16 protein-coding genes, 1 pseudogene and 1 CRISPR repeat array are annotated in these 25,274 nt (G+C 65.9%); of the genes and pseudogenes, 3 read left to right on the plus strand and 14 right to left on the minus strand.

Going from position 1 to position 25,274, the window contains the following annotated elements; translation table 11 throughout:
• The first annotated feature begins 100 nt into the window (after nt 1–100).
• A CRISPR array of direct repeats spans nt 101–761; the repeat unit is 28 nt; unit sequence CTGCTCCCCGCGCACGCGGGGGTGATCC.
• A gap of 50 nt (nt 762–811) precedes the next feature.
• The 3 genes and pseudogenes from ABZ573_RS29010 to ABZ573_RS29020 all read right to left on the minus strand — a co-directional run.
• A complete protein-coding gene (locus ABZ573_RS29010) occupies nt 812–1,792 on the minus strand; it encodes a hypothetical protein (protein ID WP_151453101.1) in 981 nt (326 codons plus the stop codon).
• On the minus strand, nt 1,789–2,319 hold the full coding sequence (locus ABZ573_RS29015; RefSeq protein ID WP_192581282.1) for a sigma-70 family RNA polymerase sigma factor: 531 nt from the start codon (nt 2,317–2,319) through the stop codon (nt 1,789–1,791). The genes ABZ573_RS29010 and ABZ573_RS29015 overlap by 4 nt, the downstream gene beginning before the upstream one ends.
• A 343-nt stretch (nt 2,320–2,662) precedes the next feature.
• Nucleotides 2,663–2,957 (minus strand): annotated as a pseudogene (locus ABZ573_RS29020) (IS701 family transposase); the annotation flags it as partial.
• A gap of 276 nt (nt 2,958–3,233) precedes the next feature.
• Between ABZ573_RS29020 and ABZ573_RS29025 the strand changes: the two are divergent.
• Both ABZ573_RS29025 and ABZ573_RS29030 read left to right on the plus strand, forming a co-directional pair.
• Nucleotides 3,234–3,701, plus strand: coding sequence for a hypothetical protein (locus ABZ573_RS29025; protein WP_225851981.1), 468 nt, complete (start codon nt 3,234–3,236; stop codon nt 3,699–3,701).
• Between the two features lie 499 nt (nt 3,702–4,200).
• Nucleotides 4,201–4,542 carry an NAD(P)-binding domain-containing protein gene (locus ABZ573_RS29030; RefSeq protein WP_225851980.1) on the plus strand — a complete coding sequence of 114 codons (342 nt, stop codon included), beginning with the start codon at nt 4,201–4,203 and terminating at the stop codon, nt 4,540–4,542.
• A 382-nt stretch (nt 4,543–4,924) separates the two neighbouring features.
• Here the strand turns inward: ABZ573_RS29030 and ABZ573_RS29035 are convergent, their stop codons facing one another.
• The 10 genes from ABZ573_RS29035 to ABZ573_RS29080 all read right to left on the minus strand — a co-directional run bounded on the left by ABZ573_RS29035 (nt 4,925) and on the right by ABZ573_RS29080 (nt 21,193).
• Nucleotides 4,925–5,479 (minus strand): hypothetical protein, encoded by a 555-nt coding sequence (locus ABZ573_RS29035; protein ID WP_151453098.1) that lies wholly within the window; start codon nt 5,477–5,479, stop codon nt 4,925–4,927.
• A complete protein-coding gene (locus ABZ573_RS29040) occupies nt 5,479–12,555 on the minus strand; it encodes an FG-GAP-like repeat-containing protein (protein WP_151453097.1) in 7,077 nt (2,358 codons plus the stop codon). Before ABZ573_RS29040 ends, ABZ573_RS29035 begins: the two co-directional genes overlap by 1 nt.
• Nucleotides 12,556–13,200: 645 nt before the next feature.
• A complete protein-coding gene (locus tag ABZ573_RS29045) occupies nt 13,201–14,694 on the minus strand; it encodes a hypothetical protein (RefSeq protein WP_358122216.1) in 1,494 nt (497 codons plus the stop codon).
• On the minus strand, nt 14,691–15,071 hold the full coding sequence (locus ABZ573_RS29050) for a hypothetical protein (RefSeq protein WP_358122218.1): 381 nt from the start codon (nt 15,069–15,071) through the stop codon (nt 14,691–14,693). The genes ABZ573_RS29045 and ABZ573_RS29050 overlap by 4 nt, the downstream gene beginning before the upstream one ends.
• Before the next feature lie 165 nt (nt 15,072–15,236).
• Nucleotides 15,237–15,521 carry a helix-turn-helix domain-containing protein gene (locus tag ABZ573_RS29055; RefSeq protein WP_151453094.1) on the minus strand — a complete coding sequence of 95 codons (285 nt, stop codon included), beginning with the start codon at nt 15,519–15,521 and terminating at the stop codon, nt 15,237–15,239.
• Between the two features lie 124 nt (nt 15,522–15,645).
• The gene (locus ABZ573_RS29060) at nt 15,646–16,806 is read right to left on the minus strand and encodes a tryptophan 2,3-dioxygenase family protein (protein ID WP_225851979.1); all 1,161 of its coding nucleotides are present in this window, start codon (nt 16,804–16,806) and stop codon (nt 15,646–15,648) included.
• A gap of 71 nt (nt 16,807–16,877) precedes the next feature.
• Nucleotides 16,878–18,032: an aminotransferase class V-fold PLP-dependent enzyme gene (locus tag ABZ573_RS29065; RefSeq protein ID WP_225851978.1), complete on the minus strand. Its 1,155-nt coding sequence runs from the start codon at nt 18,030–18,032 to the stop codon at nt 16,878–16,880.
• Complete coding sequence (locus ABZ573_RS29070; RefSeq protein ID WP_151453092.1) at nt 18,029–18,751, minus strand: tryptophan 2,3-dioxygenase family protein; 723 nt, start codon at nt 18,749–18,751, stop codon at nt 18,029–18,031. Before ABZ573_RS29070 ends, ABZ573_RS29065 begins: the two co-directional genes overlap by 4 nt.
• Nucleotides 18,752–18,829: 78 nt before the next feature.
• The gene (locus tag ABZ573_RS29075; RefSeq protein ID WP_225851977.1) at nt 18,830–19,534 is read right to left on the minus strand and encodes a hypothetical protein; all 705 of its coding nucleotides are present in this window, start codon (nt 19,532–19,534) and stop codon (nt 18,830–18,832) included.
• A gap of 825 nt (nt 19,535–20,359) precedes the next feature.
• Nucleotides 20,360–21,193 carry an SAM-dependent methyltransferase gene (locus tag ABZ573_RS29080; RefSeq protein ID WP_151453091.1) on the minus strand — a complete coding sequence of 278 codons (834 nt, stop codon included), beginning with the start codon at nt 21,191–21,193 and terminating at the stop codon, nt 20,360–20,362.
• A gap of 363 nt (nt 21,194–21,556) precedes the next feature.
• On the opposite strand from ABZ573_RS29080, the gene ABZ573_RS29085 reads away from it, so the two are divergent.
• On the plus strand, nt 21,557–22,483 hold the full coding sequence (locus ABZ573_RS29085) for a DUF6545 domain-containing protein (RefSeq protein ID WP_192581281.1): 927 nt from the start codon (nt 21,557–21,559) through the stop codon (nt 22,481–22,483).
• On the opposite strand, the gene ABZ573_RS29090 is transcribed toward ABZ573_RS29085, so the two are convergent.
• Nucleotides 22,439–24,514, minus strand: coding sequence for an EAL domain-containing protein (locus tag ABZ573_RS29090; RefSeq protein ID WP_192581280.1), 2,076 nt, complete (start codon nt 24,512–24,514; stop codon nt 22,439–22,441). The two genes, ABZ573_RS29085 and ABZ573_RS29090, sit on opposite strands and share 45 nt — an antisense overlap.
• Nucleotides 24,515–25,274: the final 760 nt, after the last annotated feature.

Consider the following 25,274-nt stretch of genomic DNA (forward strand, 5'->3'; position numbering starts at 1 on the left):
ACCTCCTACGCAAACGCGTCCTGACCAACCCGTGAGCCGCCACCAAGATCAATCACAGGAAGTGTGCCAGAGCCAGTTTTCAGGCGGAGCCGACAGAGTTCTGCTCCCCGCGCACGCGGGGGTGATCCGAGCGAGCGGACCCTGCCGATCCCGGCGCCGCTCTGCTCCCCGCGCACGCGGGGGTGATCCCGTCAGCACCCACAGGCCGCCGTAGGACACCGCCTGCTCCCCGCGCACGCGGGGGTGATCCCAAGTCTCAGCCCCGCGTCGTGGGCCTCGACCTCTGCTCCCCGCGCACGCGGGGGTGATCCGTATCAGCGCATCTATGCCGCGATCCGCGCGCCCTGCTCCCCGCGCACGCGGGGGTAATCCCCGTAGAGGATGGAACGCGAGGTGTGCTGTCACCTGCTCCCCGCGCACGCGGGGGTGATCCGGAGGACCTGGTGCGCGAGGGAATCTGCGTCGGCTGCTCCCCGCGCACGCGGGGGTGATCCCGGGACCTGGACCACGAACCCCGCCTTCTTCCCCTGCTCCCCGCGCACGGGGGTGATCCGGGACTACCTCCGTTGGGTCTTCTTGGCGAGGTTTGCTCCCCGCGCATGCCGGGGGTGATCCGCGGTACCGGTCGCCCTCGGCGACGACCGCCCGCTGCTCCCCGCGCACGCGGGGGTGATCCCGCATCCGCCCGGCCCTTGGCGTCCCGCAGCTTCTGCTCCGCGTACGCGTCGACCTCCTGCTTCCCGCGCCCTTGGGGATGGTTGCCGCTTCGCCCTACGTCTAGCCGGGCGGAAGTCTGGCCCACGTTGCCGTATCACCCCGCCCGGGCTCGCATCGATGTATCCGACGGAGCCCATGTCAGTCTCGGCGGCGCCACTGCCTCCTTGCTCTCGACATCAAGATCGAGAACATCAAGTTCCACAGCATCGCTGACCTGCAGGATCGCCATGATTCGACTTATCAGCGAGCGCCGTACCGCGCGTCGCCGAGGAGCGTCCTCCTGCCGACGGAAGTGATCGGCCATCTGCCGCCATGCGTCCCGCTGGTCATTGCCGGACGTGACGACGGTGGTCGTTGATGAGGGTCGCCAGCGACGTCGTCGGGGCTGGGTTTCAGCAGCAGCGATGGTGGTGACGATCTGTTGCAGTAGCTGCATCTGTTGCTCTACCTCGGCTCGTTGTCCTGCAAGGTCGTTCACCTCTTGCCGAGCCGTTTCGATGATTATTCTGACGTCGGCGCGTGCCTGCCGGAGAAGGGCGTCAGCTTGACGGCGGGCGTCGCCGATGATCTCTTCGGCCGTTTCGACGCCAGCGGCTTGTTCGACAGCGGGACAACAGTCGAGTGTCAGCGGTGTGGGGTCAGCAGGCTTGCTGTCGTCGTGCAGGTGGTAACCAGCATGTGCGGCGATGCGGTACCAGCGGCGGGCCGCGGTCAGATCGTCATCGACCGCCGGAGTGGAGTCGATGCTGGTGTTGGCGGCGATGACCGATCGGTATTCGAGCAGCATGGCCAGACGAACGGCAGCATCGGCAACGTCACGATCGGCGGCGGTGCGCAGCCAGTGCTCTGCCTGATCTGGGCGTCCGTGAACTTGGTAGTGCACACCGAGCAGGTATGCGGCTATGCCGAGTTCGGCCTCAGCAACGGCTTCGTCCATGCGTTGCCGTTGCTGTGGGTCTCCCGCTCGTTTCGAGTACTGGTTAAGTACATGCCGCGCTTCTACGGAGGTGTTGCGGGCCGATCGAGGGCCGAGGCAGGTGTCCACGGCACGCTCTAGGTCATCTGCGATGCTCACGCGTTGGTACCTCCTTCGGTGTCAGCACCCGCGCTGGCCATCCGCCCGGCCATTCGGGATTGCAGGGTGCGCAGTCCGCGGGCCTTGTGGGTTTTGAGCGCCGACACGCTGATCCCAAGGATTTCCGCAGCTGTGGACTGTTCCAGATCACATAGCTCGGTCAAGACCACGACCTCACGTTGCCGGGTCGGAAGCTGCCGCAAGGCGGCGAGCAGGTCCAGCTGCTGCTCCAGGTCACGGGCGGGGCCGGAGGGTAGGTCGTCGGCCTGCAGGCGCTGTTCGAGTGAATCCATCTGTATCGGGGTGGCGCTCGTGTGGCGAGCAAGCTGCTGACGAGCCAGCCGGTACATGAGGATCTCCGGTCGGGTGTAGCGACCCCAGTAATGCCGCACCAAGATCATGACCTCTTGGACGATGTCTTCGGCAGCGTGCCGGTCACCGGTCCAGGTCGCCACTGCCTTGTACAACTTTCCTCGCCATGTCGTGTAGAAGGCGATGAACTGGTCGTTCGCCTCCTCATTGCTCACTGCCCGCATCCCGCGCCCACGGCGCCGGACAGCCAGCGGCTCAGCGTCGGCCGGCCCTGCCCGCTATGGAATCGGCACGGTTCGTAACCGGCTTCAGTAGAGACACATTGCCTCGGCCACTGCATGCTGCCGCACCACGATGTACCAAGCACGGACGTCCTCCTTGGGGGCGTGAGCGACGTGAATCATCGCTATCCAGAAGAGGCTCAGAAGCGCTGATCAGGTCTACACCCCAAGACCAATCGTGATCCTGCCGTTACAGAACGCGATGGCTGCGTGGCCCTGCTGAAGCAACGAGACCAAGCGCTGGGCCTGATGAGCAGCCGTCAACGACGAGTCTGTTCATGTCGGCGTACCAGGCTCGCCAGTCGCGGACCTGGTATTCGTCGAGGCCGGCTTCGTTCATGGCCTGCTGGAAGCTCTCCTCTATCGCCCAACGAGCCGCTGCGATACGGGCGAGGTCGACCAGGCGGGTGCGGCGGGGGTCCGCGGCCACCAGTACTCACGAGGGCCGTGGGCGCCAGCGCCGGCTGACAGCCGGCACCAGCCCGAGCCGGCAGGGCAGCAGTCAGGCTGTCCGCCCGGGCGATACCCATGGTGGTGATCATGTCGTCGTTGCGGCGGGTCTCGACCACATAACCCGGTGTCCACGCCGGCCGCTGGCGATCGATTGCCGTCCGGCACGTATGCTCCCCGCCATGCATCGACGCCTGTCTGCTACAGCGGCGCTCCTGGCCGTACTCACGTCAGTCGGCGCCTGCGACTCGGTTCCGGCCGCAGACGCGTCGGCACCCACAACATCAGCCACGGCCCTGGCTGCTCCCTCGCCTAGTGACGGCGGTGTCGCGAGGGAACTGCGAGAGCGCTTCGCCGCCACCGGGCACCTGGTCGGGTTGGCCGAGAAGCCTGCCCACGTGGACGAGAGACTCGATTCCGACGGGGTGGTGTGCGGCCAACCGCAGCCGTTGCTGGATCGACGGATGGTCGCGGTAGCACGAGTATTCGGCACCCCGGCTGGCACAGAACCGGGAGAGTTCGTCGAGGTCTACCAACAGACTGTGGTCTACCCGAGCGAAGCGGTGGCCAGCGAGTCCGTACGGCGACTCTTCGACCTGCTGGAGGCCTGCGACCAAGACGTGGAGGAGGGCCAGGTTACCGAGGGGCATACCGCCACCGGTCTACCGGCCGGACTCGACGCGTCCGGCCGCGCAGTGACCGCCACCATGACGCTCCCCGACGGCACGCCTTTTCCCCACCGCTACGGCTGCCTGCACCAGGGTCGGGTGACCCAGTGCGTCGCGGTCTGGACCCGCTCTGCAACCAACACCGCAGCATGGTTTGAGAAGGCCATCGTGGCCACCGGAAAGGGGCTGCGCGGCTGAGCCTCCAGCCCCGACGACCGACCTGACCAGAGGTGGGATGCCGTAAGACTCGCTCACCATTGTCAACGCCACCACCCGACGTGCTGGCCGCACCAACGCCGGGAACACGCCCGCATCCGCATCTCGCGAGTCGGAGGATGCAACCGCTCGATGCACGAGCTGCGGCGGATGAGGGTGCCAGGCAAACCTCCGCCGGGCCACCGACCAGGGGAGGTGCGGCTCTGCGCCGGGGCTCGTCACAACTGTCCACAGCGCCGTCCTGGAAACGCTCCTTACGGCGAATCCTATTGACGCACTCAACGGCAAAGTTGCTGCCTGGCCGGAATTCCCACTCCTGAATCGTTACGGCGAAGCCGTCCGCTTCGAGGATGTAGGCGATCCAACTGGCCCACGTTGGATCGAGGCAGGTGTCGTGCATGCCTGGGTCGGGTGATGTGGATGGCTGGGAGTCGTTACGTTTGTTCTCCCCGGCGGAGTACGGCCGCTGCCGGGGTGGGGCATGCTGCGGCAGGAGAGCGAGGACTTCCCGACCGCCGGGCACGTCGCGGACTACCTGCGGGCCTACGAGCTGCGGTACGACCGGCCGGTGCACCGGCCGGTCCGGGCTCAGAACGTGCGGCGAGCCGGGGAGCGCCTGGCGGTGCAGACCGACGCCGGGGAGTGGTTGGCCCGGTACCGCATCCTGCGCGGATTCGCTGGCCCGCTTCTCTTCCCGACGCACCCGGATTTCGTGACGAAGCAGCAGGCCGGTAACGATGACGGCGAGGGTCGACATCACCAGCCCGGCCAAGCTTCCCCATGCCTGCATCCAGTCGGTGATCTTCCGAGCCTCGGCAGCTAGCACCGGGTCAGGGTATGGTGGACCGTTCCATCCACCCGTCAGCCTTACGGTGGCGTCAGCGCTGCCACCTGGTTACACACGAGCCTGCCAACCGGGCGGCCCTTTACCGGCTGGGCGAGTCCAGGCCCGCCTCCACGGCTTTCACCGCAGGCGCGCCAGACGGACGTCGACGCCGGAACCACGCCGGGGACGTCCAGCAGTGAGTCGACCGAGTTGCGGGAGGCGCGCTCGACCACAGCAGAAACGACCTACCAGACTGGGCCGTCCATTGCTACCTGAGACACGCAGCCAACAAAGCACATCAGAAGCCAACGCGTTGACCGATACACTGCTCCCGTTCACGAGACCGTCGCTACACAGCCTTAACGAGGGCCGAGGTCAGTTAGTCATCTTCCGAATGGCTAGTTGCGACTGCGTGCCGCACCATGTCCACTATCGGATCCTCAGACACGAAAGCACCGGACAAATGCGCCGAAGCCAAATCCGCTAGAACGAATCCTGGATTGACGTAGTAGTTTTTGTTAGCGACCGGGAAACCCATGACGACCAGCTCCTGATATGAGTCTGATCGACGATCGCCAGTGAACATCCGCCACTCCAAGCCGCTACCCCTGGCAATGATTACCTCCCCAACATACAGCCCCATGTCACTCACCACGGAATACCAAGCAGGAGCCAGGCGCGCCGAACTTCGCCCGTCCCGCTCTAGGTTCGCAAAAAACCATTGCGAAAGGCCCTGCAGTTGCCCATCTGTTGCATCTTGTGGTTCAGGCAACTCAATCTCGGCTCGCTCGGCAAGCCGTCGCAGTTCCTGGAGGCGACGAGGCCGATCAGCGAGCAAGCGGCGAACCGCCCTGGCAGCCTCGCCTCGAGAGAGGTTCTTCCAGAGCCCGGATACACCAGGATCATAGATCTCATACGCATCGAGAATACTCATTATTTTACAATCACAATCCTAATCCCTGCAGTCCAGAGGGCTGCTGCCAGGTTGGGCGTCGGGCCAATTCTACCCGTCGTCGGACTCCTGGAGAATTCCCACGTAATCCTTGTAACTCCAGACAAGGAACCCTCAAGAATCTCGTGATCCTTCATCACCTCCTTGCGGATCCGACTACTGAAGTCCGTCCTGCCAACCTTAGACTCGATCAGTTCATTGTCCACTCGGACATCAGGATACCTCGTACCTTGAGTAGTGGAGATGGAAGACTCTCGCTTAGCTTCCGGATAACGGCTCGCAATTCTATCGGAAGCATCATCACCGACCTTTTTGTTATTCAGGATCCGGGTCTTCTTTTTTTCACTCTCCTCCCGCTTCCCACCGGACCCCTTTCCACCCCTCTTGCTGCTGGATTTATTAATCTGCTTCTTCGACGAACCTGAACTGCTGGCCCGCGTCGACTTCGACTTGCTTCGATTAGTTTTCTGCTGATTCCGACTAGAGGTCTGTGGCCTATTGGGCTTACTGGGCTTGGGGCGGGAGGCTTGCGCGCGCAGGCGCGACTGCTGCTGTCGAGCGGCGTTCTTCTGTTGCTGCATTTGGCGTGCTTCCATCCGAGGGTTGGGGCCTCGGTAGGTGCCGCCTCGGACGCTGGACGCTCCGCCGTTGGCGCCTGTACGGGTAGGAGGGCGTGAACCACCGCGGGCGCCACCAGCAACTCCCCCGCCGCCCGGGGCCTGGGAGTAGCGCATCAAGCCATCGGGATCGGTGTAGGTGATGGGGCTGTTGTTGGCGTAGGCGTAGCCGTGCAGGGTTTGTGGGTCGCTGTAGTCGATGAGGGGGTCGACGGAGGTGAAGCGGCCGGTGGTGGGGTCGTATTGGCGGGCGCCGAGGTGGGTGTATCCGGTGGGGTCGTTGGTGCCGCCGACGAAGCCCTTGTTGTCGGGCCAGGTGGCTGGTGGTGCGCCGCGGTCTTCGCCAAAGGGGGTGAGGCGTCGGCGGGTGGTGGTGAGGGTGGTGGTGTTGATGGCGAGTTGGTTGGTGCCGTGGTGGTTGGCGGCCATCCAGGTGAGGCCGTTGGTGGTGGTGCGTACGGCGTTGGGGTAGTAGCGGGTGGCGGTGACCTGGCCGGTGGTGTGGCTGAGGTGGTATTCGGTGTCGCCGAGGTAGAGGGTCTTTTCGGTGCCGGAGTTGTCGGCGATGAGGCGGTTGCCGGTGGTGTCGTAGATGTAGGTGTGGGTGGTGGTGCCGTTGGCGAGTGAGGTGAGGTTGCCTTCGGCGTCGAAGGTGAGGGTTTGGTTGGGCTTGCCGGTGCTGGTGCGGGTGCTTAGGTAGCCGCCGTTGTCGTAGGTGTAGGTGCTGCTGGGTCCGCCGCCTCGGGTGGTGACGCTGGTGAGGGTGTGGGGGCGGGTGCTTCCAGCGGTGGGGTAGGTGTAGTCGCGGATGATGTCGCCGCTGGCGGTGTGGCGGGTGTCGGTGAGGCGGTTGCCGGTCTTGTCGTAGGTATAGGAGTGCCAGTAGGCGTCGGCGCCGCCGACGATGGACTGTGTGGGTGTGGTTTGGCAGGTGGCGGCGCTGGTGGTCCAGGCTTCGGTGAGTCGTTGGAGGTAGTCGTAGCCGAAGCACTGGTTGGCCACAGTGGTGGTGCCGTTGGTTTCGGTGATGCTGGTGACGTTGCCGGCGGGGTCGTGGGTGTATTGCTCGGTTAATTTCTCGACCCACGTGTCCGGGGTGGTCTGGTTCTCGGTGTGGACTTCCGACTTGGTGAGTCGGCCGGTGGCATCGTCAAGGGTGGTCGTGAGGCGGGCGCGGGTGGTGCCGGAGCCCAGGGTTTGTTGCTTGATGGCGCCGTGCCAGTAGTACTGGGCGCTGGCGAGGTAGGTGTCCAGGCCGGTGACGCCGGCGAGGTAACCCTGGTCGGTGAAGTTGTACGTCACCGTTTCGGCGGGCAATCCGCCCTTGGCGGGCAGGTCGGTGGTGGCGGGGGTGCCGTTGGGGTGGTAGCCGAAGCCGGTGGTGTAGGTGCCGCCGAGGAGTCCCTGGCTGGCGGGGATGGTGTCGGTGTTGCCGGTCGGCTGGTAGAGGTCTGTGTATCCGGTGACCTGCTGGACGTAGGCGCCGCTGGTGTGGTGGCGGGTCGCGGAGGTGGGGTAGCCCTTGGCGAGGGTGTCGTAGACCCAGGAGGCGCGCAGCGCACCGCTCGCGTTGTCGTCACGCAGTGCGGTGGGTCGGCCGAGTGAGTCGTAGGCGTGGTGCAGGACTTCACCGCGGCCGTCGGTGGTGGTGGTCAGCTGGTCGTTGTTGTCGTAGCCGAAGGTGCTCGTGCCGGCGTCCGGGTCGGTGCTCTGAGTTTGGCGGTTGAGGCGGTCGTAGGTGTGCGTCCAGGTGTTGCCGGCGGAGTCGGTGACGGAGGTGAGCCGGTCGAGGCGGTCGTAGGTGTAGGTGGTCTCGTCGTAGTCGCCGGCCGGGCTGGTGCCCTTGTACTGGCGTTGGGCGATGGTGCGGCCGGAGGCGTCTTCGATGGTGGTGGTGGGGATACCGCCGGTGGGTGGGTCGACGTTGACGCGGTCGCCGTCGTAGGTGATGGCGGTGTGCCACTTCTCGACGTTGAGTGACCACAGGGCGTCGTGGGTGAGGTCTTCGGTGCCGTCGTAGGTGTAGCGGCGCTGCGTGGGAACGGTGGCGTCGGTGAAGGTCACCAGGGCGCTGGTGGGGGCGCTGGCGCTGTTGTAGAACGCCGACTCCTTGACGACGAGGCCACGAGAGTCGTAGCGGATATCCGAGATGACGCGTTTGCCGTCAGGCGCGGTGGCCTGTGCTTGCCGAAGCCGCAGGTGCCCGTCGTAGATCTCGAAGCTACTGATCTGGTTGCCGTTCGGCCCCAGGTGCTTGCTGTGTAGGTAGTTGGCGACCGCGCGGCTGTCGGTGCCGTAAACGTACTCCTCGTTGGCAGTGCCGCTCGTGGGGCGGCCAGGCAGCCAGAGCTTCAACTGCCGTCCGAGGGGGTCGTAGCTGGCGGTGGTGGTTTTGCCGTTGGCGTCAACGACAGTCGTTGGTGCGCCTCTCAGGTTGAGATTCGCGGTGGTGGTGTGTGACTTCGGGTCGGTCTCTGTGACCTGGGTTACCGGGCCGCCCGCCGCGGGCGTGTAGGCGATGGTGGTGGTCTGGTCCAGGCCGTCGGCGGAGGTCAGGATGCGGCCGAGGGCGTCGTAAGTGGCGGTCGACCGCTTCAGGTATGTGGGGGTCGTGCCGGTGAAACCCGACAGCGCTTCCGTACGGGTGGGCAGGCCCCGGGTACCGATGGTGCCGAGGGGGTTGTTGTCGTAGTAGGTGCGGCTGCCGGACAGGGTGTCGTCGGGGCCCGGCGTGGTGGCGCAGGTCGTCGTCGTTGTCTGTGACGGGAAGTCGATGAGCCAGGCCGTCGTGTTGCGGGCGTACTCGTAGGTGGTGCAGGTGTCGTCGGTGGCGACGTTGATGTCGCCGTGGTCGGCGACGCCAGTGATGGTGCCGTAGGTGGTCTCGTAGGTGTTGACCGTTCTGGTCGTCCGCCACGTCGACGACGCGGCCAGCCAGGTCATGGACCTAGTGGTGCCGGCGTCGGTGTAGTAGGCGTAGGCGCTGGAAGGCTGCGCGACAGCGGCGGCGGACTGGCGGTGCGCGGTTTGGTGCTGCCACGGTGCGGTGATCGACTTGCTGCGGGCCGCACCGGCGGCACCGTCGTATTCGATCTCCTCGTGCAGGATGCCGGCGAGGTGCGAGTGGTCCTCGGTCACCTCACCCAACGAGTTCGTGATCTTCGCGTCTCGGGCGCCCTCGCCGTTGTCGGTACGGTCGCCGTCCATCCCGCGGAAGTACAGAGACTTGGTTCGGGATTGAGGCGCACCGGTAGCACCGGCGGTGACGGTCACGGTGGGCCAGCCGCGAAAGTCCGACCAGGTTCGCTTGTCCAGCGGGCTGGCCCAGGTGGCGGCGCCGTCGCTGTGATGCCACAGCACCGTGGTGGAGGATCCGTCGGTCGAGTAACTGTAGGTTTCCTCGAGGTCCGGGTTGCCGCCGACGAGGTCCTTGTCGACGACCTTCGTGACGCGGTACTTGTTCCACCAGGACCAGCCGGGGGCCGGTGCGAGCGGCGGGTAGTAGTACTGGGGGAAGCAGCGCTTGGAGTTGACGTCGGGGTCTGCCTGCGAGGTGACGGTGCAGTCAGACCCTTCGTAGGTCACGACGGTTTCGCCACCGTGCTCGTCACTGACGCGGGTGATGCGGTAGCGGTTGACCATCGGCACACCGGCGGACAGGTTGTAGTCGGTGCGGTTGGCGTAGCGGGTACCACCGAAGTCGATCATCGGTAGGGCCTTGCTGCCACCGTCCTTACCGGTCTTGACGATGTTCGCCAACCACAGTGCCGGACTGACCGACGCCTCACCCGTGGCGGGGAACTGGTGGGTCAGAGTCCACTCGTCGATCGGAGCGTGGGTGGAACCGTCCCACACCTGGGTGGTGACCTTCGCCAGCCGCTTCGTCGTCCAGAACGACGGGCTGAGGTTGCTGGCGCACGACGTGGCGGTGATCGCACAGTTGAGGTCCCATGGCGTGTCCGGCCAGTTCGCCACCGTGGGCGTCGTCCCGGACCAGCAGGACGTCAGGCACCGATCACCCGGCGAGAACACCACCCGCATACCCGGCGTGCCGGTGGTTTCCTGGCCGACGCGGGTGCCGTACTCGATGCGCTCCAACCTGCCGCCGCGCTCGTAGACCGCGGTGGCGTTGGCGTTGTTCGCCAACCCGGTGCGGGCCTGCTCCCGGCTGTACCAGTAGGACATCGAGTTCTGGTGCGGATCCACGACGTGGTCGAGGTTCCACCTCCACCCCTGGGAACAATAGGAAGATGCGAAGCCGCCACTGCGCCAGCAGGGCTCAGCCGCGCTGTTGCCGAACACCGGGGCGGTCCACACCGATGCGGTCTCTCGCTGGTTCGCGGTCCACCCCGGCAGGCGCGTGCGGCCGAAGTAGTACTGCACCCCGTCGCTGGTGGTCAGCCGCCAGTGCTCGCCGTTGTCGTCGCCGTTCTTCAGACGGACCGGATCGGTGATGTTGACCGACACACCGGTCTTCCACCCTCCGGTGCCGTTGCCCGTGAACAGGTAGACGTCCTTGCTGCTGGCCTGGCGCCACATCACGTCGGGCTTAGCGTCGCCGTCGTGGTCACCACCGGAAAAGACGATGTCGGCGCTTCCCGGGCCGGAAGCAATCTGCGTACCAATGCCCGAGATCCACCCGCCGGTGCCGTTGCCGGTAAACAACATCAAGTTCTTGGTCGTGCCGTCACGGGTGATCACGTCGACCTTGTTGTCACCGTTGAAATCACCCGGCGAGAGCATCAGGTCCTGGCTGTTGAAGCCCGTACCGATCTGCTCGCTTTGAGCGGTCACCCAGCCGCCGGTGCCGTTGCCGCGCATCATGAACAGCACCCCGTCAGAGGCCCGGCGCCACAGCACATCGACCTTGCCGTCACCGCTAAAGTCACCGCGACCGAACATCACATTCGCGGTGCTGAACGAGCCGATCTGCTCGCTGGTGCCTGAGAGAAAGCCTCCAGCGCCGTTACCGCGTAGCAGCCACAACGTGCCATCCGCCGCCTTGCGCCACAGCACATCCGGATTCCCGTCGCCCGTAAAGTCGCCCGGAGAGAAGACGATGTTCGCGGCGTCGAACGAGCCGATCTTCGTCGCCGCGCCACCGTTCAGCCAACCGCCGGCTCCGTCACCACGCACCAGGTAGAGATCCGCGTCGGCAGCCCGACGCAGAAGCACATCCGTCTTGCCATCGCCGTCGAAGTCGCCGGGTGAAAACATGTCGGTGGCGGCGTTCCAGTCCGCGCCATCCTGCAACAGCTCGACACGACTGCCATCATCGTCGGCCAACCGCCACAAACCGCTGGCCGTATCGCGCACCAACTCCGTGGAGCGGCCCTGCCACACCAGAGTCGCGTTGTCCTGCCTCCAGCACAGATCCCCGGTCGCGTTGGTGTAGGTCGGGGCCGGCAGCTGGTCGTCCTTGCACGAGCGGTACGACCGCTCGACATAGCCCGGCTCGAAGCCCCAGCCCTCCCCCAGCCACGACGTCTGCCCATTCTCACCGTTCGTGCGGCCGTCCACCGCCCCGGACGAGTAGCTGAACTCCACCTCCGGCTCCATGCCAGCCGGAGCCGCCGGAACGTCCACCTCATACGAATAGCTGAAGTCGCCCGACGGCTTCCCTGCCTGCCACCCCGACGATCCGGCCAACGAAGTCTTGGCAAACGACCCAGTCTCGCCATCCGTGCCGGCCACCAAAGCCACCACCGCATCGGCAGCGATCTCACTATCGGCCGAGTTCAGGGAGTTGAAGTCGCTGCCAGTACTGGCAGCGAGATCGACGCCCGCTGACAGCACACCGGAGGTCGCGTCATTCGTCGACGGAAGCACTTCCTCAACACCGCAACCCGCAGCCGTGCCCGCCCGCTCACCGGAGCACGGCGTCAACCGCGCCAACCGCAGCCGCGAAGCCCAATCCGCCCCGTACGCATCCCGAAAACCTGAGTAGTCCACCTCAAGACGCACACGCGCACGACTCTCGCCGTCGTCCACCCGGTCCAACCGCAACAACACCGGCACACCCGCCGCCGTCGACTCCGCCCGATCAGCCACCTGCACACGCATCTGCGCAGGCGCCGGCAACGGCACAGCCGCATCCGCCGTAAACCGAAGCGGAAGATCCCCCACCAGCTCACGCTCGCCCCCGCCAGGATCGGGCGAAGCCGGCTCAACATCCAACACCGCAGACGCAGGCCCCGGCAAAGAAGCAGGCTCCGTCTCCCACTGCTGCCCGTCAGACGCAGACACTCCACGCTCCCGCGCAGCCAGCCTCTGCACCGGCACCGAGCGATCCTTCACCGCTGCCGGCGAAGACGGGCGCGCCACCGCAGGCACAGGCGGCAACAACGTCACCGCCAGCAACGACGCCACCGCCAGAGACCCCCAGCGAACCGCCTTCTCCAGACGGACAAACAGAGACGACGCACCAACGCCATCAACCACTCGGGGCCTCCCCAGCCACACAACACGTGATCGCGAAGGCTAGGGAGATCAACCTCATCGGTCAAGATCGATCACAAACTGCAACCACAAATATCACTAAAGCCACCCAATCACCTTCACCAGAAACACACTCCGTGACCGTTTGGAGTCCAGCCAACCCGACTTACGGCTAATGCCCACAAGTTAAAGCGAATTGGACGCCACCATGAATGCGATCGCACGAAGACACCATCGGCGCAGACAACAGTAATCGTCATCTCGGTCAACTCATCGAATTCAGGGCTGCCAGCAACCAGCCGACCAGTCGGCCACCGAGTTGAGACTGTTCGTCGACAGGATCCTGATCTCCGGCGGATTGGGGTAACGAGGCCGATCCCGAGTTCGCTGCGGCAGTTGAACAATTGCTGCGGCAACACGGACAGCGAGTCCGCCTGGTCGTTGGCGACAGCGCCACCCAAGACCTGAAGGTAGCAAGCAACGGCCGCCGGTCAGGAGCCCATGTATGCCTGGAGGACGCGGTGCTGCCAACGCACCTCGCGGCCTGGTCGTGAGTCATGTGCCATCGCTTGACAAATGAGCGTTGGCTGCGGCTGCAAGAGAAGCCAAGAGCGCTCCTGAAGCTCCTTCAGCGTCATGGGCAGTAGTTCAGTCGATCGAGATGCCGCCCGACATCGACTTCTGGCTGTCTTCGACGGCCTCACTGCACGCGACCCGAGTCGAGGACTGCGTTGCCAGTCGGGATAGGTGACCGTTGCCTGTGTGGCGCCAGGCAGGGCCTGCGGAATCCTGAGACACCTGGCCCTGGTTCAAACTCTGCGTGGTCACAACGGCTGTCGGGCTCATCGAGTTCGGGTGGGGCGGTGTGGCGAGCACCCGAGCAATCATGCCGGCCGTGTCGCCGTGGGCGTTCTGCCCAATTGTCTGCCACAACGCGCGGCTGAGGTCGCGCACCAGGTCGTCGCTGTTGGTTGCGGGCCGCCAGCGGGGAGCGGCGCGGTAGACCAACGAGCCGGCGGGACGGTGAAGGATGGTGTCTGCTCGGACGAACAGGTTGCAGTGCCGTACTGCGGCGCGCAGTCCTCGATGCATGGTGGCGGCCATGAGCCGCATCTCGCTGACGAGCCGTTCTGGGTTTCTCGCCTGCTGGTGAACGTGTTCCTGAGCGGTGATGACCAGCAGTGAGCGCGTCCACCGCAGCGCTTCGCCGATCTCGGCGGCGGCGTCTTGGGCAGGGCCGCTTGCGGGGGTGGCTCGTAGGTCGGCAGCGGCGATTGCTGCTTGTCGCCAGCCGCCGATCATGTCGGGGTTGTTTCCGGTGGTAAGGACATGCACGGCTAGACCCAATTGGGTACCGGTTTGCAGGTGCACGCCGGTGACCTGCTCTGGGTGGAGCCAGAGCCACGTCCGTGCGGCCCGGATTGCGGCGATCGCCGTATCGACGGTGTCGACCGCCGGCGCGGGGCGCAGGGGCGACCGGGCGGTATCGAGCTCGCGCAGGTCCGGCTCGAGTTTCGCGGCTGCTACCAGCTGCGCGGCGGCGAGGCCCAGTTGGCTGTTGCTCGTCCATCTGGCTGCCTCCGCGGCTGATCGGTACGTGTGTGCCAAGGGCCCGCCGCGGTTGAGCCAGGCCGGAAGCCGGCGATCGAGCTGGATCGCCTCAACAGTAAGCCGTGCGAGATCAGCTAGTGCTCCCTGAACACCGCCTCCGGCGCGGATCGCCCTGCCCTCGGGCGTCCCGGAACGTCGCTTGAACGGAAGGTGCCCGGCGATGATGTCGCCGATGACGCCAAGGGCATCGGCAGCGCGGCGCAGGGAACCCGCCGGGCCGGCGGTGATAGCGGGTGCTGGCGGAAGGTCTTCGTCCAGCATTGCGGCGGCGCGCAGGCCGACGTAGAGGCGGGTCAGGTTCTGCCCCTGCCGCCCGAGGATCAGCGTTGCGGTCGCCCTGTTGGCTTCCTCTGCTACTGGCCGGCCCCCGACCAGTAGTTCGGTGATCCTGGCCATTTGGTGATACAGGTCCGCTCGGGCATGCATGAGGGCGTTGATCTCGCCAGCGTCGGCAGCGCGGCGGCCGGTCACCGCCGAAGTTGCGGCCCGCAGCGCCCGCTGTGCCTCCTCATGCCAGAAGCCGACCGTCATGCCAGGGCTGCGACCGCACGGCGCAGTTGCTGGGCGGCGGCATCGTGGTCGAGTCGTTCAGACAGCGCACTGTCGGCGTCGACGGCACGCTGATCGTGGTAACGCGCAAGTTGCGCGACGAGTTCTCTCACGGCGTCTCTGATGTGAGCGCTGCTGGTGGTGGGGACGGTTGTGTCGACGGCGACGTCGTCGTAGTGGGTGTAGAGCCTGCTCCGCACGTCGAGGATCTCCAGACCGAACCGGTCCCACGCAGTGTCCTCTCCGGCTAGGTGTTTCCAGGCTTCGACAGCGAGGCAGATCGCACCGGCCGCGGCAAGGTCGTCGTTGCCAGCGGCGAGTCGGGCGCCCAGCGTGTTGGTGGCCTCCACGAATTCCATATGCGCAGCATCTGTCAGCGCCTGCATCTCCGTCTACCCCATCCTCTGTGTAGGATTTCCAAACTTGTGCCGGCGTGGCGAGGACGGCCGCCGACGACGACGTGGTGACGCAATTTCACTTGTCGCGGTAGCCCCGCTCCGGATCCCTGTTTCTACCCACGCACTCTATGGGCTAGCTCCGTTCTCCCGAATAGAAGAATGATTCGATGCCGTTCCTCCAACCAGTAGATCCATGATGTCAGCGACCGGCACCAGATAGCGGCGACCGACCTTCAGGATTCGGACCGGAAACTGGTTCACCTTGGCCAGTTCATAAGCTTTTGTTCGACCGATACCCAATACGGCTCCGGCCGTCACGACATTGGTCACGGCACCAAGAGACTGAACGCGCTCTACAGTCCACTTGGCAACAGCCTTCTCACTTTCGTTTTGTGGATGCCGTTCTTTCATGGCGAACTCCTATAGAGCTCGAAGCTCATTGATGTAGGACTGCCTGCGACTAACAGCGCAAACAGGTTGCGAGAACCGAGACGTCGCTCTCATCTGGAAGATCGTCCTAGGATTGATCGAGGTTTCACGGGGTGCCGTGGTCATGGTGGCTCGCGTTACGATGCGAGAAGACTGGCTGGTCGCGGCTGTGTAACAGGTAGGGGGTGCCCGGTGTGTCACCGGTCCCTGGCTGGTGGGTGCCAAGCATTCGGACGGCAAGGCTGTAGTGGGTGCGGCGCCATTGGTGAACGGCGGCGGTGAAGTGTCGTAGTCCATCAGCAAGGACGGGCATCTCAGCGAGCGCGTGATGGTCGGCGCGAATGGTGTCGAGGGCGTCTTCGACGCTGAGTTGTCCTTGGTTGATGCGGGCACGAACATCGGGTACGGACAGGTACGCAGCCGAGCCGAGGCGCTGCGGGTCGGGTATACGGCACAGCGATTCGGCCAGTTTGTAGGCGCGGGACTGGATGGCGCTGGCGCCGTCGGTGTGGGTGCGGAAGGTGTGGAAGGCCTCCGTTTGCATGGTCGCCAGCAGGGGCCACAGTGGTGCGGTCTCACGCAGGAGTGTGGCGGCGAGGGTAAGCCGGGTACCGGCTGCGGGTAGGCGGCTTTCGGCTACGGCGGTGGTGACCGCGGTGAGGTCTACGGCCAAGAGTCCGAAGGTCAGCTCGAACGTTTGTAGGACCCGGATGAACAGGTATTCGTCGTGCACGGTTGAGACGGGCAGCATGGTCGTGCGCATTGTCAGCCGCTCGTCGCTGCTGCGGTCGATGGAAGTCATGGCGATCAGCCGGCGGGCGAGCGTCACCGGGTCGCCGACGGCGTGAAGGTCGAAGCTGAGGCGGTGCAGGGCCGGGGCTGCGGAGCGAGTGGCGTGTCGGAGGCGTTTGCGCACCAGTAGGGGGTCGGGGCGCAGCTGCGGCAGCGGCGCCTTCGTGGTGTCGAGGGCGTGGATCTCGAAGGCGATGAGGTCGGACAGGAGCAGGAGGTGGAGGCGGTCGCGGCGGGCTAGCAGCCGGTCTGCTCGTTCGGTGTCCCGGTCCGGGTCAGGTATCGGCAGCAGGGGCAGGGCGAGGTAGCTGCGGTAGTCGTACCGGTCGTCGGTTTTGTCGAGGACGATGTTTAGGAAGGTACTCAGTTGACGGTGCGGCCCAGAGACCTGCGGCAGGCGTTCGCGGGCCGCTTGCAGCAGCGCGGTCCACGTCTCGGGCACACACTGCTTGCCGTGGTGCTGGTAGGCGTCCACGACGCAGTCGTACGGGAAACGACGTGCGGTGGGTCGTCGCTGGGCTAGCCATCGCTGTAGGGGTTCGGGGTTCATCGGGCTGCTCCTCGGCGGGTACGGCTGCGGCAGCGGTAGGAGGCAACTGCCTCGGATACGGCGTCGAGGTCGTCGGTGGTGGTGTAGGCATGCGCGGCCAGGCGCAGGACGCCAGTGCGGGGTGCGGCGATAACGCCGCGGTGTCCGAGCCAGGCCGCCATGGCCTCCGCGTGTGGCTCGACGAGCGCCAGGTGCGCGCCTTGCGTGTCGACGTCGGCGGCCAGGCGCACGATCTCGCCTTGGGTGGCCAGTCGTGTCGCCAGTCCGAAGACCATGCGTTGGGTGTGGCGGCGTACCTGCCGCAGGTCGAGGCCATGCACCATGGACAGGCCGGCGACGGCGGCGTATACGGCGGCGACGGCGGGTGTGCCGGTCTCGTAGCGGCGGGCGTGTGGCGGGAAGTCCAGGACGGTGGCGTGGTAGGCGTGAGGGTTGGCGCGGCCGAGCCAGCCGGTGAGGGTCGGCCGTGGTCCGTCGGGGTTGCGGACGTAGAGGAAGGCCAGCCCGGGGAGCCCGAGCAGGTATTTGCCGGTGCCGGTGACGAGGTAGTCGCAGTGCAGGGCGTCGACGTCGAGGGGCATCACGCCGGCGGCCTGGTAGGCGTCGACGAACACGGCGGCGCCGGCGGCGTGCGCGGTGTCGGCGATACGGGCCACGTCGAGGCACCGGGAGTCTCGGTAGGTGACGGCGGGCACCGATACCAGGGCGGTGCGCGGGGTGATGTGCGACAGGTAGTCGCCGGTGCGGACCGTCGCGGGGGTGCCGCACCAGCGCACTCGCGCGCCGGGTTGGGCCAGCCAGGTGTGGGCGATTCCGGGGAATTCGGCGTGGCTGGTCAGGATGTCGCCGCGTCGGCGCCAACGGCGGCCGGCTGCCGCCTGGTGGGCGGCAACACTGGCGTTGGGCAGGACTGCGATCTGCTCGACATCGGCGCCGATGAGCCGCGCGAACAAGATGCGGGCTTCGGTGACCTGCTGTTCGCATGCCTGCCAGAAGCCTGGGCGTGACAGGTCATCGAGCATCCGCGCGATGGCCTCGTCGACGTCGACGGTGCGCGGCGCGATGCTGCACGCCGCCACGTGAGCGCTGCCAGAGGGCAGCCGAAGCTTGTGCCGTAGCAGCAAGGGCAGGGTTTCGGTCGTGGCCGTCACGGCTGCACCTGCTCGGGGCAGACCGGCTGTGTGGCTCCTTGGGTGAGGACGGTGCGGGCGTCCCAGAGCGTCGGGAAGCGGCGGTGGGCGATGAGTTTGGTCAGGCTGTCGACCGGGGTGTGGCGGGTGCCGAGCACACCGTGGCCGATGACGCGGGTGGCGACGGTGTAGTGCTCAGTGCGCCACAGGGCGATCCGCTCGTCCAGCCCCACGAGCGCTTCGGCGAGCCGGTACAGCGGGTCCGACGGCTCGCCCCGGTATACGTCGACGGCGGAGAGGTCCAGCGATGACAGCAGGCGGGCGAACGCGATGTCCAGTTCGGTGGTCGCTGAGCGCAGAAGCGCCCACCCGGGGGACTCGAAGCCGGATCCGTTGCCCAGTGCGGTGCGGATGACGGCGAACCGGGCCGGCGGCAGAGACCGCAGCATGTGGAGCTGCTCGGTGATCAGGCGCAGCGCTTCCGCGGCGCGATGCAGCAGCAGTTCGGCCGCGGACGGTCGGTCGGCGTCGAGGTGCGCCAGGGCCCGCATCAGGTGGGAGCGGGTGAGTTTCAGCCACAGCTCGGTGCTCTGGTGCACGATCTGGAACAGCAGCTCGTCGGCGTGAACCCACTCCCCCGGCCCTCGTTGCAGGGATAGCAGGTCTTCGGTGCGCATGTAGCGGGCGTAGTCGGTGTCACCGGTTCCCGGCAGCACAGCGGGCAGAGGGGACGTAGGCATGGAACTCTCCAAGGGCGTTCGGGCAACTGCCCGGGTGGCTTTCGCGTCAGGTCGAGGCGTGCCGGTGGCACATGCAGGTCAGGTGCGCAGGGCGGCGAGCGTGGAGGCCGCTACGGTGCGCACTCGGGCGGGCAGGTCCCCGTGCAGGACCGTCCCGGGACGCAGCGGTGCGGCGGTGACAGTCAGGTAGAGGTTCGCGTCATAGGCGCAGATGGTGAAGCCGCTAGCCCGGTCTGCGTAGGCGTAGGCGGCGGCCCCAAGGCCGATGACGTCCATGCTCGGGCCATCAGGCTGCTGGGCCTGGCGCAGGCCCTCGTACATGAGTTTGCCGGAGCCGGGTGCCCCGATGTCGGCGCGTGCAGTCACCACGATGCCGTCGGGTAGGCGGCCCACCGTGGCAGTGCAGGCCGTGCTGACGGTGTTGCCCGCCGCGCGGGAGTCGTTCTGTTGGCTTCCGACCGGACCGACGATCTCGGCGATCGGCGTGAGGGCCAGTTTCGAGCACAGCGCGTCTACCGGGTGATACGGCGCTTCGGTCGACGCGCCTGCTGTGGGCGTCGTTGCCTCGGTCGTCCTCGTAGTGCCAACGGTGTCGGAGGCGGTGGTCGCCGTAGTCGTGCCCGAAGCGTCTCGATCTCTGGACTTTTCAGTACAGCCCGTTGCCGCCAACACCAGGGCGACAAGAAAGGCCATCGCCGCCACTGCGCGGCGCCGCCCAAAGAACGGGTACGCATTACGGCGGCCACAGTATCGATTAAGGGCAGACAAGGCGGGCAGGCTCACAGGATCCACCTATCCCGGGGATGCAGGGTAGTTGCCCGCGCTAATCAACCGGGCATGCTTTGACGCAGACCCGCTCCCCAGTCATCGGGACTGCGCCGCTAACGCAGCAAATTCAGCACAGCCCCGACCTCACTGTCCACAGTTTCGGCTACCCCTAGCCCCATTTGCCGCCCTACTGCAACACGCTCGCACCACACCTGATCAGGGAAGAAGCGCTTCCAGACGCATGATCGAAGGATGCGCCCTGTCGAGTGCGATTTGCCCTGCTCGAAAACCGAGCGCCACGGCGCGAACCTGCTCGACTCCGAGGACGACTTCCAGGTTGGCAAGGAAATCCGGAGGTCGACCTAACGATCGTCGTTGAATCCGAGCCGATGGCGGGATGACTTGCTTCCACAAGCTTGATCAGCTCGCGATTGCTGACCGGACGCCAGTGTCTTCTCACAACGAGCCGACGTGCGAGCATGTAAACCGCGTACCGATGGCAGCCTGTGGTGCTTGAGCGACAACTCCTTTCAGGCAGCTCGGCGACGGCACCATCACCCGCCAGTCGACCCCGGCACAGGTGACCCTGGCGGGCTGACCGCTACCGGCGGCCCCGCGCCATCGGCCGGTGGCGCGCACTGAGGTCGAGAAGAGCAACTGCACCTTTACGGCACCGAGCGCGGTCTCTCACGCGCCGCCACCGCGCGCCGCAACCGAGCCGCGGAGGAAGCAGGTGCCCGCTCGCCGGTAGGCAGGTTGATCAGACCGGGTGCGGGCATCGGCGGTGGCCAGGGCCGGCTACCGGGTGATCCAAGGACCTGGCGCCTCTCGCCGTCACGATTAGAGATCGATGGCGACGGCTCCCCGCATCGGCGAAGGCGTGAGGCGGCCGGCGTAGGGGTCCGGCTCGCCGAGTTCTGGGCGCCATTCGTTGAGGGGCACCAGGCCCGGTTCGATCAGCGTGAGGTCGCCGAAGAGAGCGGCGAGTTGTGCGTTGGTGCGCAGGGTGACCTCGGTGGCGGCGCGGGCGCGGAAGACGGCCTTGCCCTCGGACACGGTCGTGTCGTCATAGCGATCGGCCACGGCGGCGCTGATGTGGGACATGACCATCGCGCTACCGGGGGCAAGCCGCTCGCGGACCGGGGTGACGACGGCGTCGATACGATCGTCGGGGACCTGCTGCAGCACGGAGCAGTACAGTACGGCCGTCGGCTGGTCGAGGTCGATGACGCTGGCGAGGTCGCCGTCGGCGAGCGCGTCGAGAATCAGATCGGGGCGGGTAAAGTCGCCCTCGATGGCCCGGCAGGTGGGGTTGTCTCTGAGGATCTGGTTGGAGACGACGACCGCGACGGGATCAATATCCAGGTACAGCACGCGGATGCTGGGATCGATCGCCTGGGCAATCTCGTGCACGTTGCCCTGCGTGGGGATACCGGAACCCAGATCGAGGAACTGCTTGATGCCGTCCTCTGCGAGGGTCCGGACCGCCCGCTGCATGAAGAGCCGGTTAGACCGTGCGATGTCCGCCGAGTCGGGTATGGCTTGCAGGAGCCGCCGCGCGGCCTCCCGGTCGGCTTCGAAGTTCTGCTTGCCACCGAGAAGGTAGTCGTATATCCGGGCGACGGTGGCGCGGCCTTGGTCATGACTCGATGTACTCGTCGGCGGGCTGCTCATCACGGTCTCCCGTCGCAGGTCCAGTCACTTGTGGATCTCGCAGCCTACGGGATAGCTGCTACTTCGACGGCCCGCTTGTCTGTCCCTAGCGGTGTGGTTACCCGCCGATGGCGGACCGATGTCATGGATCCCGATCGCTGGATTCCCTCTGGTGGGACACGATGATCGGATACCCGCAGGGGACCATTTGGGCGCTACACTCTGACCCTTCGATCACTACTGCTCGTAGTTTCGGGAGGTTGTGTGCTCTGGGCTCGTGCGCGTCTACGGCGGCGTCTGCGCAGAGCGAAGATGCCGCCGCCGCCTGAGCCTTACACCGTGGATGCCTGGTGCGAGGCAATCGGACGTCAACGAGGTCGGCCCGTGTGCATCCGCGACGAGCCATTCGAGTTCGGAGCGGAGGTCCCTTCCGGGGTACTTGTTCCGCTAGACCGCGCCGATTACATCCTTGTCGACGCGAGCCTGCCCACGCTTGCGCGGGCACAAACCGTGCTACACGAGGTCGCACATCTGATGCTTGGCCACGACGGCGACGCTATGCACTCCATCATCGATCCCGCCTTGGAGGTCGAAGCGGAACTCGCCGCTGACCTTTTGTACCAGCAGATGATTCGTGCCGCTGCCAGGTCTGGCCGCCGCGGAGGCGAGTTGCTGGCACAGTTGCCGTCTTGGCGGCCCTCGGCGTGGTGGACGGACCGCCGCACGGACTGGCATGTCAACCAGTTGTGGATCAAGCTACGTGCAGGTATGCCTGATGTGACGATCGTCAGCACAACCACGGGCGTGCAGGTTCCGGTGGAGGTCGGCGGTAGCCGTCACCGCCACCGCCGGGTCATCGAGGTCCATGACGCGCTTCGGCTACTGCGTCCGTGGTGCAGTAGCCAGGTGCATGCCAGCGCGCAACGGCGGGCGCACCGGTACCGACTGGACCCCGCTTTCGTCGAAGCGGTCGCGGACGCTGCCACGCTCGCCGTGGCGATGCGCCGGCGCCAAGCTGCGTTGCCTGCCGTCGAGGATCCGCTCGATACGACATCGCCTGTTGACGTGTTCGATGTGCGCGGGGAGGCCCGGCGTCTCGCTCGCATTTCGTGCGCGTGGTTCGATTCGCCCGTCGTGGCCGCCGAGGTCGCTCGCTGGGTGCCGGTGGTCGCGGCTACCAGCACGCACAGCGATCGACTTCGTCCGTCTCTTGTGCAGATGCTGCCCGTGTCGCCGTTGCCCGAGGGAATCGTCCGGCGCGACCGGTCATCCGAAGCGGTGCAGGCGCAGCACTCTCGCCCGTCCGGGTAGAGCCTGTGGCTGCCACAACTGCGCGTGGTTTCTGAGCTGGCTGGGGAACATCTCGCCGCCGAACAGTGAACCGCTGCCCAGGGCACAGCCGCGAGTGGCCAGCTCTTCCCGCTCGTTCTCGTTGGCGATTCCCGGTGCGATGACTGCGAGGCCAAGATCGATGGAGAGGTCGACAGCTGCTCGGGTGACGGAGCGGGCCGGGCGCCAGCCCGCGTCCAGTGCGTAGGCTGGGTGCAGACGTAGGTAGCTCCAGGTGACGGCGTTGAGCGCCTCGATGCTGCCCTCGATGCTGCCGTAGTTGCCCAGCAGGAGCCGTATGCCGTAGTGCCGAAGCTGCTCCACGGTGTCCCGGTTAGGCAGAGCGTTTGGTTCCGCTACTTCCAAGACCAGTGATGACGCGGCAACGCCGGAGCCACTCAGCATTTCGCGCAGAGATTCAGTGAACTTGGGCGTCAGGGCACGTGCCGGCACCGGCACGATCAACTCAGCCCGGGGCAGCGCCTCGCGCCAGGTGGTTGCAGCCGACAACGAGCGTCCGATCACCTTGCGCGCGAGGTCTTGCAAGCCGTCCTCGTCGTCGATGAGTTGGTAGATGTCCTCGTCGGCCGCGAACACGTCGTGCCGGGAGTAGAGGAAGCGCGGTATCGACTGCACCATCGCGATGCGACCGGTGTTGAGGTCCACGACTGGCTCGCACGAGATCGCCATCCGTGCGTCCAACAACTCTCGGGCCAGTGAGGCGGCAGGTACGGGGGCGGCTTGGTAGGTGATTAGCCGGTCTTGGCCTGCGCGGATCGCTCGCCACATCACCCGCTCCGCGGCATCGAGCAGGTGGTGCGCCTGAGTCGGCGGGCCCGAGGTCATCCCGGCGCTTGCCCGTACGCTCAACCCGCCCTGTTCGTTTGCGACCGGTCGACGGAGCAGGGCCACCGCCCAGCATGCCCGCTGGTAGGCGGTGTCCTTCGACAAGTTCCACGTGACCAGCGCGAACTCCGCGTCGCCGACACGACCGACGGTGGACGCCGAGTCCCGGGCCGCGTAAGACAGCCGGCCCGCGAGTTCGTTCAGCAGAGCTAGGGCGCGTTCCCTGCCGATCGCGTCAGCCAGAAACTGGTAATTCTCTAGGCGAACGACAACCACGTGGCACGTCGCCGCCGCAATTGCCGCCACGCGAGACAGCAACGCTGCTCGATTCGGCAGGTGGGTGTCGGGGTCCTCGGTAGCTGCCAACTCGTGCCGACGCGCATCCTGCGCCAGCAGCCTGTAGGCGTGGACGCCGTCCAAGCTTGTCGACAGGTTCGCGGCGAAAGCCTGCAACGTTGACCGCTCGCGCACCGACAGCACGTCACGCCGGCCCGTCAGGTACAGCCGCACCACACCCTGCGACCCGGTCGCGTCACGCCTGATCTCGTGGCGCACCACTGCTCGATCGTCGGCCGGCTCCGGGGCTTCGGCCGCAGGGCCGTCGTAGACCACGCCAGCCTCCCCCGCCTCGCTGTCGGCGCGCACCAGCCGCTCACCGCCAGAAACCTCGATGTCCGCCGCCCGAGCTCCGAACAATCCGACCGCTCCGGCTGCGGCGGTGTGCAGGACAGTGTCGAGGTCGCGGGCCGCGAGCGCGTCGGTCAACGCCGCCAGGTGCTCCCAGGCGCGCCGCTCCTCACGGATGCGCAGCCGGTACGTCACGGCAAGGTGCAGAACAAGCATCACCGCAGGCAGGGCTATCAACGCCCGCTTGTCGAGGCCGATGACGACCGCGAACAATCCGGCGGTGACGATCTCACCGGCCGCGACGATCAGACGGGTACGCCACAGATTTCGTATCACCAGCGCAAAAGGCATCCTGGTCGCCAACATCACTGCGGCGCCTGTGATTAGCTCCTGGATGGCGAACACCGCGACCGCCGCCACTAGGAGCCCTGCCCCAAGCTGAAGCAGCCCGTTCGCGTCCAGCTCAGCCTCGGTGAAGCCTGGACGCACACCGAATAGGTACATGACCAGCGCTGCCGCCGTCGCGGCAACGATGTCCATGCCGGTGTTGTGGACCGCCTTGTGTAGACCTGATGCCCGCGGGTACCGCGTCACGATCCGCGCTATCACCACGCCGACCGCCGCACACAAGATCACCCACGGCACTGGTAGCGCTGCGGCACACACCAGCGACGCTGTTGGCGTCAGAGTGATCCGGATCGGCATTCTTTGCGGCAGTGGTGCCGAACACATCGCACCCACCGCCATCAACGCCGCCCCCATGAGCGGATAAATCAAATAGTAAGGCGGCGGCCGCCCCGCGCGAGTCACCGCCCACACAAGGCACGCGACCGCAATAATGCAAACCATGCATGTCAATGTAACCAGCGCCCATCTTCCACGCTGGCTTGGCATCAACAGACCCCCGTAATCATCAACCCAGCCCCTCGTGCGAATCGTCCACAGTAGCAGCCCGCATCGGCCCTTCAGCCCCACTCAACGCCCTTACGCATGGCGACACCTCCTAAGATTTATCGGGATCAGCGGGAACTTAAGTGATCAGACGGTCTTTAATCAACACCAAAGCGTCTTTTTGGTCACTACTCGCGCACTGCGGCACCCTCCGCTGGCGAACGAGGGCGTGAAATAGGCGGATTCCGCCAGGTCGCGTCGACCCGATGGCCCCACGAGCGACGCAGCGACAAGAACACGTAGCCAGGTAGCACCAATCCACCCAGTTCTCCCGTGCGATTCTGCGCTGCGCGACACCCACCTCGCGGTGATGCCGCCGCCATCACCGCGAGGTGAGTCCGCCTCGCCT

It is taken from the genome of Micromonospora sp. NPDC007220 (assembly GCF_040634035.1).
Lineage (GTDB): Bacteria > Actinomycetota > Actinomycetes > Mycobacteriales > Micromonosporaceae > Micromonospora > Micromonospora reichwaldensis.

What these genes read in the sequence shown, in the direction of transcription:
- ABZ573_RS29030 (WP_225851980.1), top strand. Translation starts at nt 4,201, where the DNA reads ATGCTGCGGCAGGAGAGCGAGGACTTCCCGACCGCCGGGCACGTCGCG.
- ABZ573_RS29035 (WP_151453098.1), bottom strand. Translation starts at nt 5,479, where the DNA reads ATGAGTATTCTCGATGCGTATGAGATCTATGATCCTGGTGTATCCGGG.
- ABZ573_RS29045 (WP_358122216.1), bottom strand. Translation starts at nt 14,694, where the DNA reads ATGACGGTCGGCTTCTGGCATGAGGAGGCACAGCGGGCGCTGCGGGCC.
- ABZ573_RS29055 (WP_151453094.1), bottom strand. Translation starts at nt 15,521, where the DNA reads ATGAAAGAACGGCATCCACAAAACGAAAGTGAGAAGGCTGTTGCCAAG.
- ABZ573_RS29090 (WP_192581280.1), bottom strand. Translation starts at nt 24,514, where the DNA reads ATGGACATCGTTGCCGCGACGGCGGCAGCGCTGGTCATGTACCTATTC.
- ABZ573_RS29070 (WP_151453092.1), bottom strand. Translation starts at nt 18,751, where the DNA reads ATGCCTACGTCCCCTCTGCCCGCTGTGCTGCCGGGAACCGGTGACACC.
- ABZ573_RS29080 (WP_151453091.1), bottom strand. Translation starts at nt 21,193, where the DNA reads ATGAGCAGCCCGCCGACGAGTACATCGAGTCATGACCAAGGCCGCGCC.
- ABZ573_RS29050 (WP_358122218.1), bottom strand. Translation starts at nt 15,071, where the DNA reads ATGGAATTCGTGGAGGCCACCAACACGCTGGGCGCCCGACTCGCCGCT.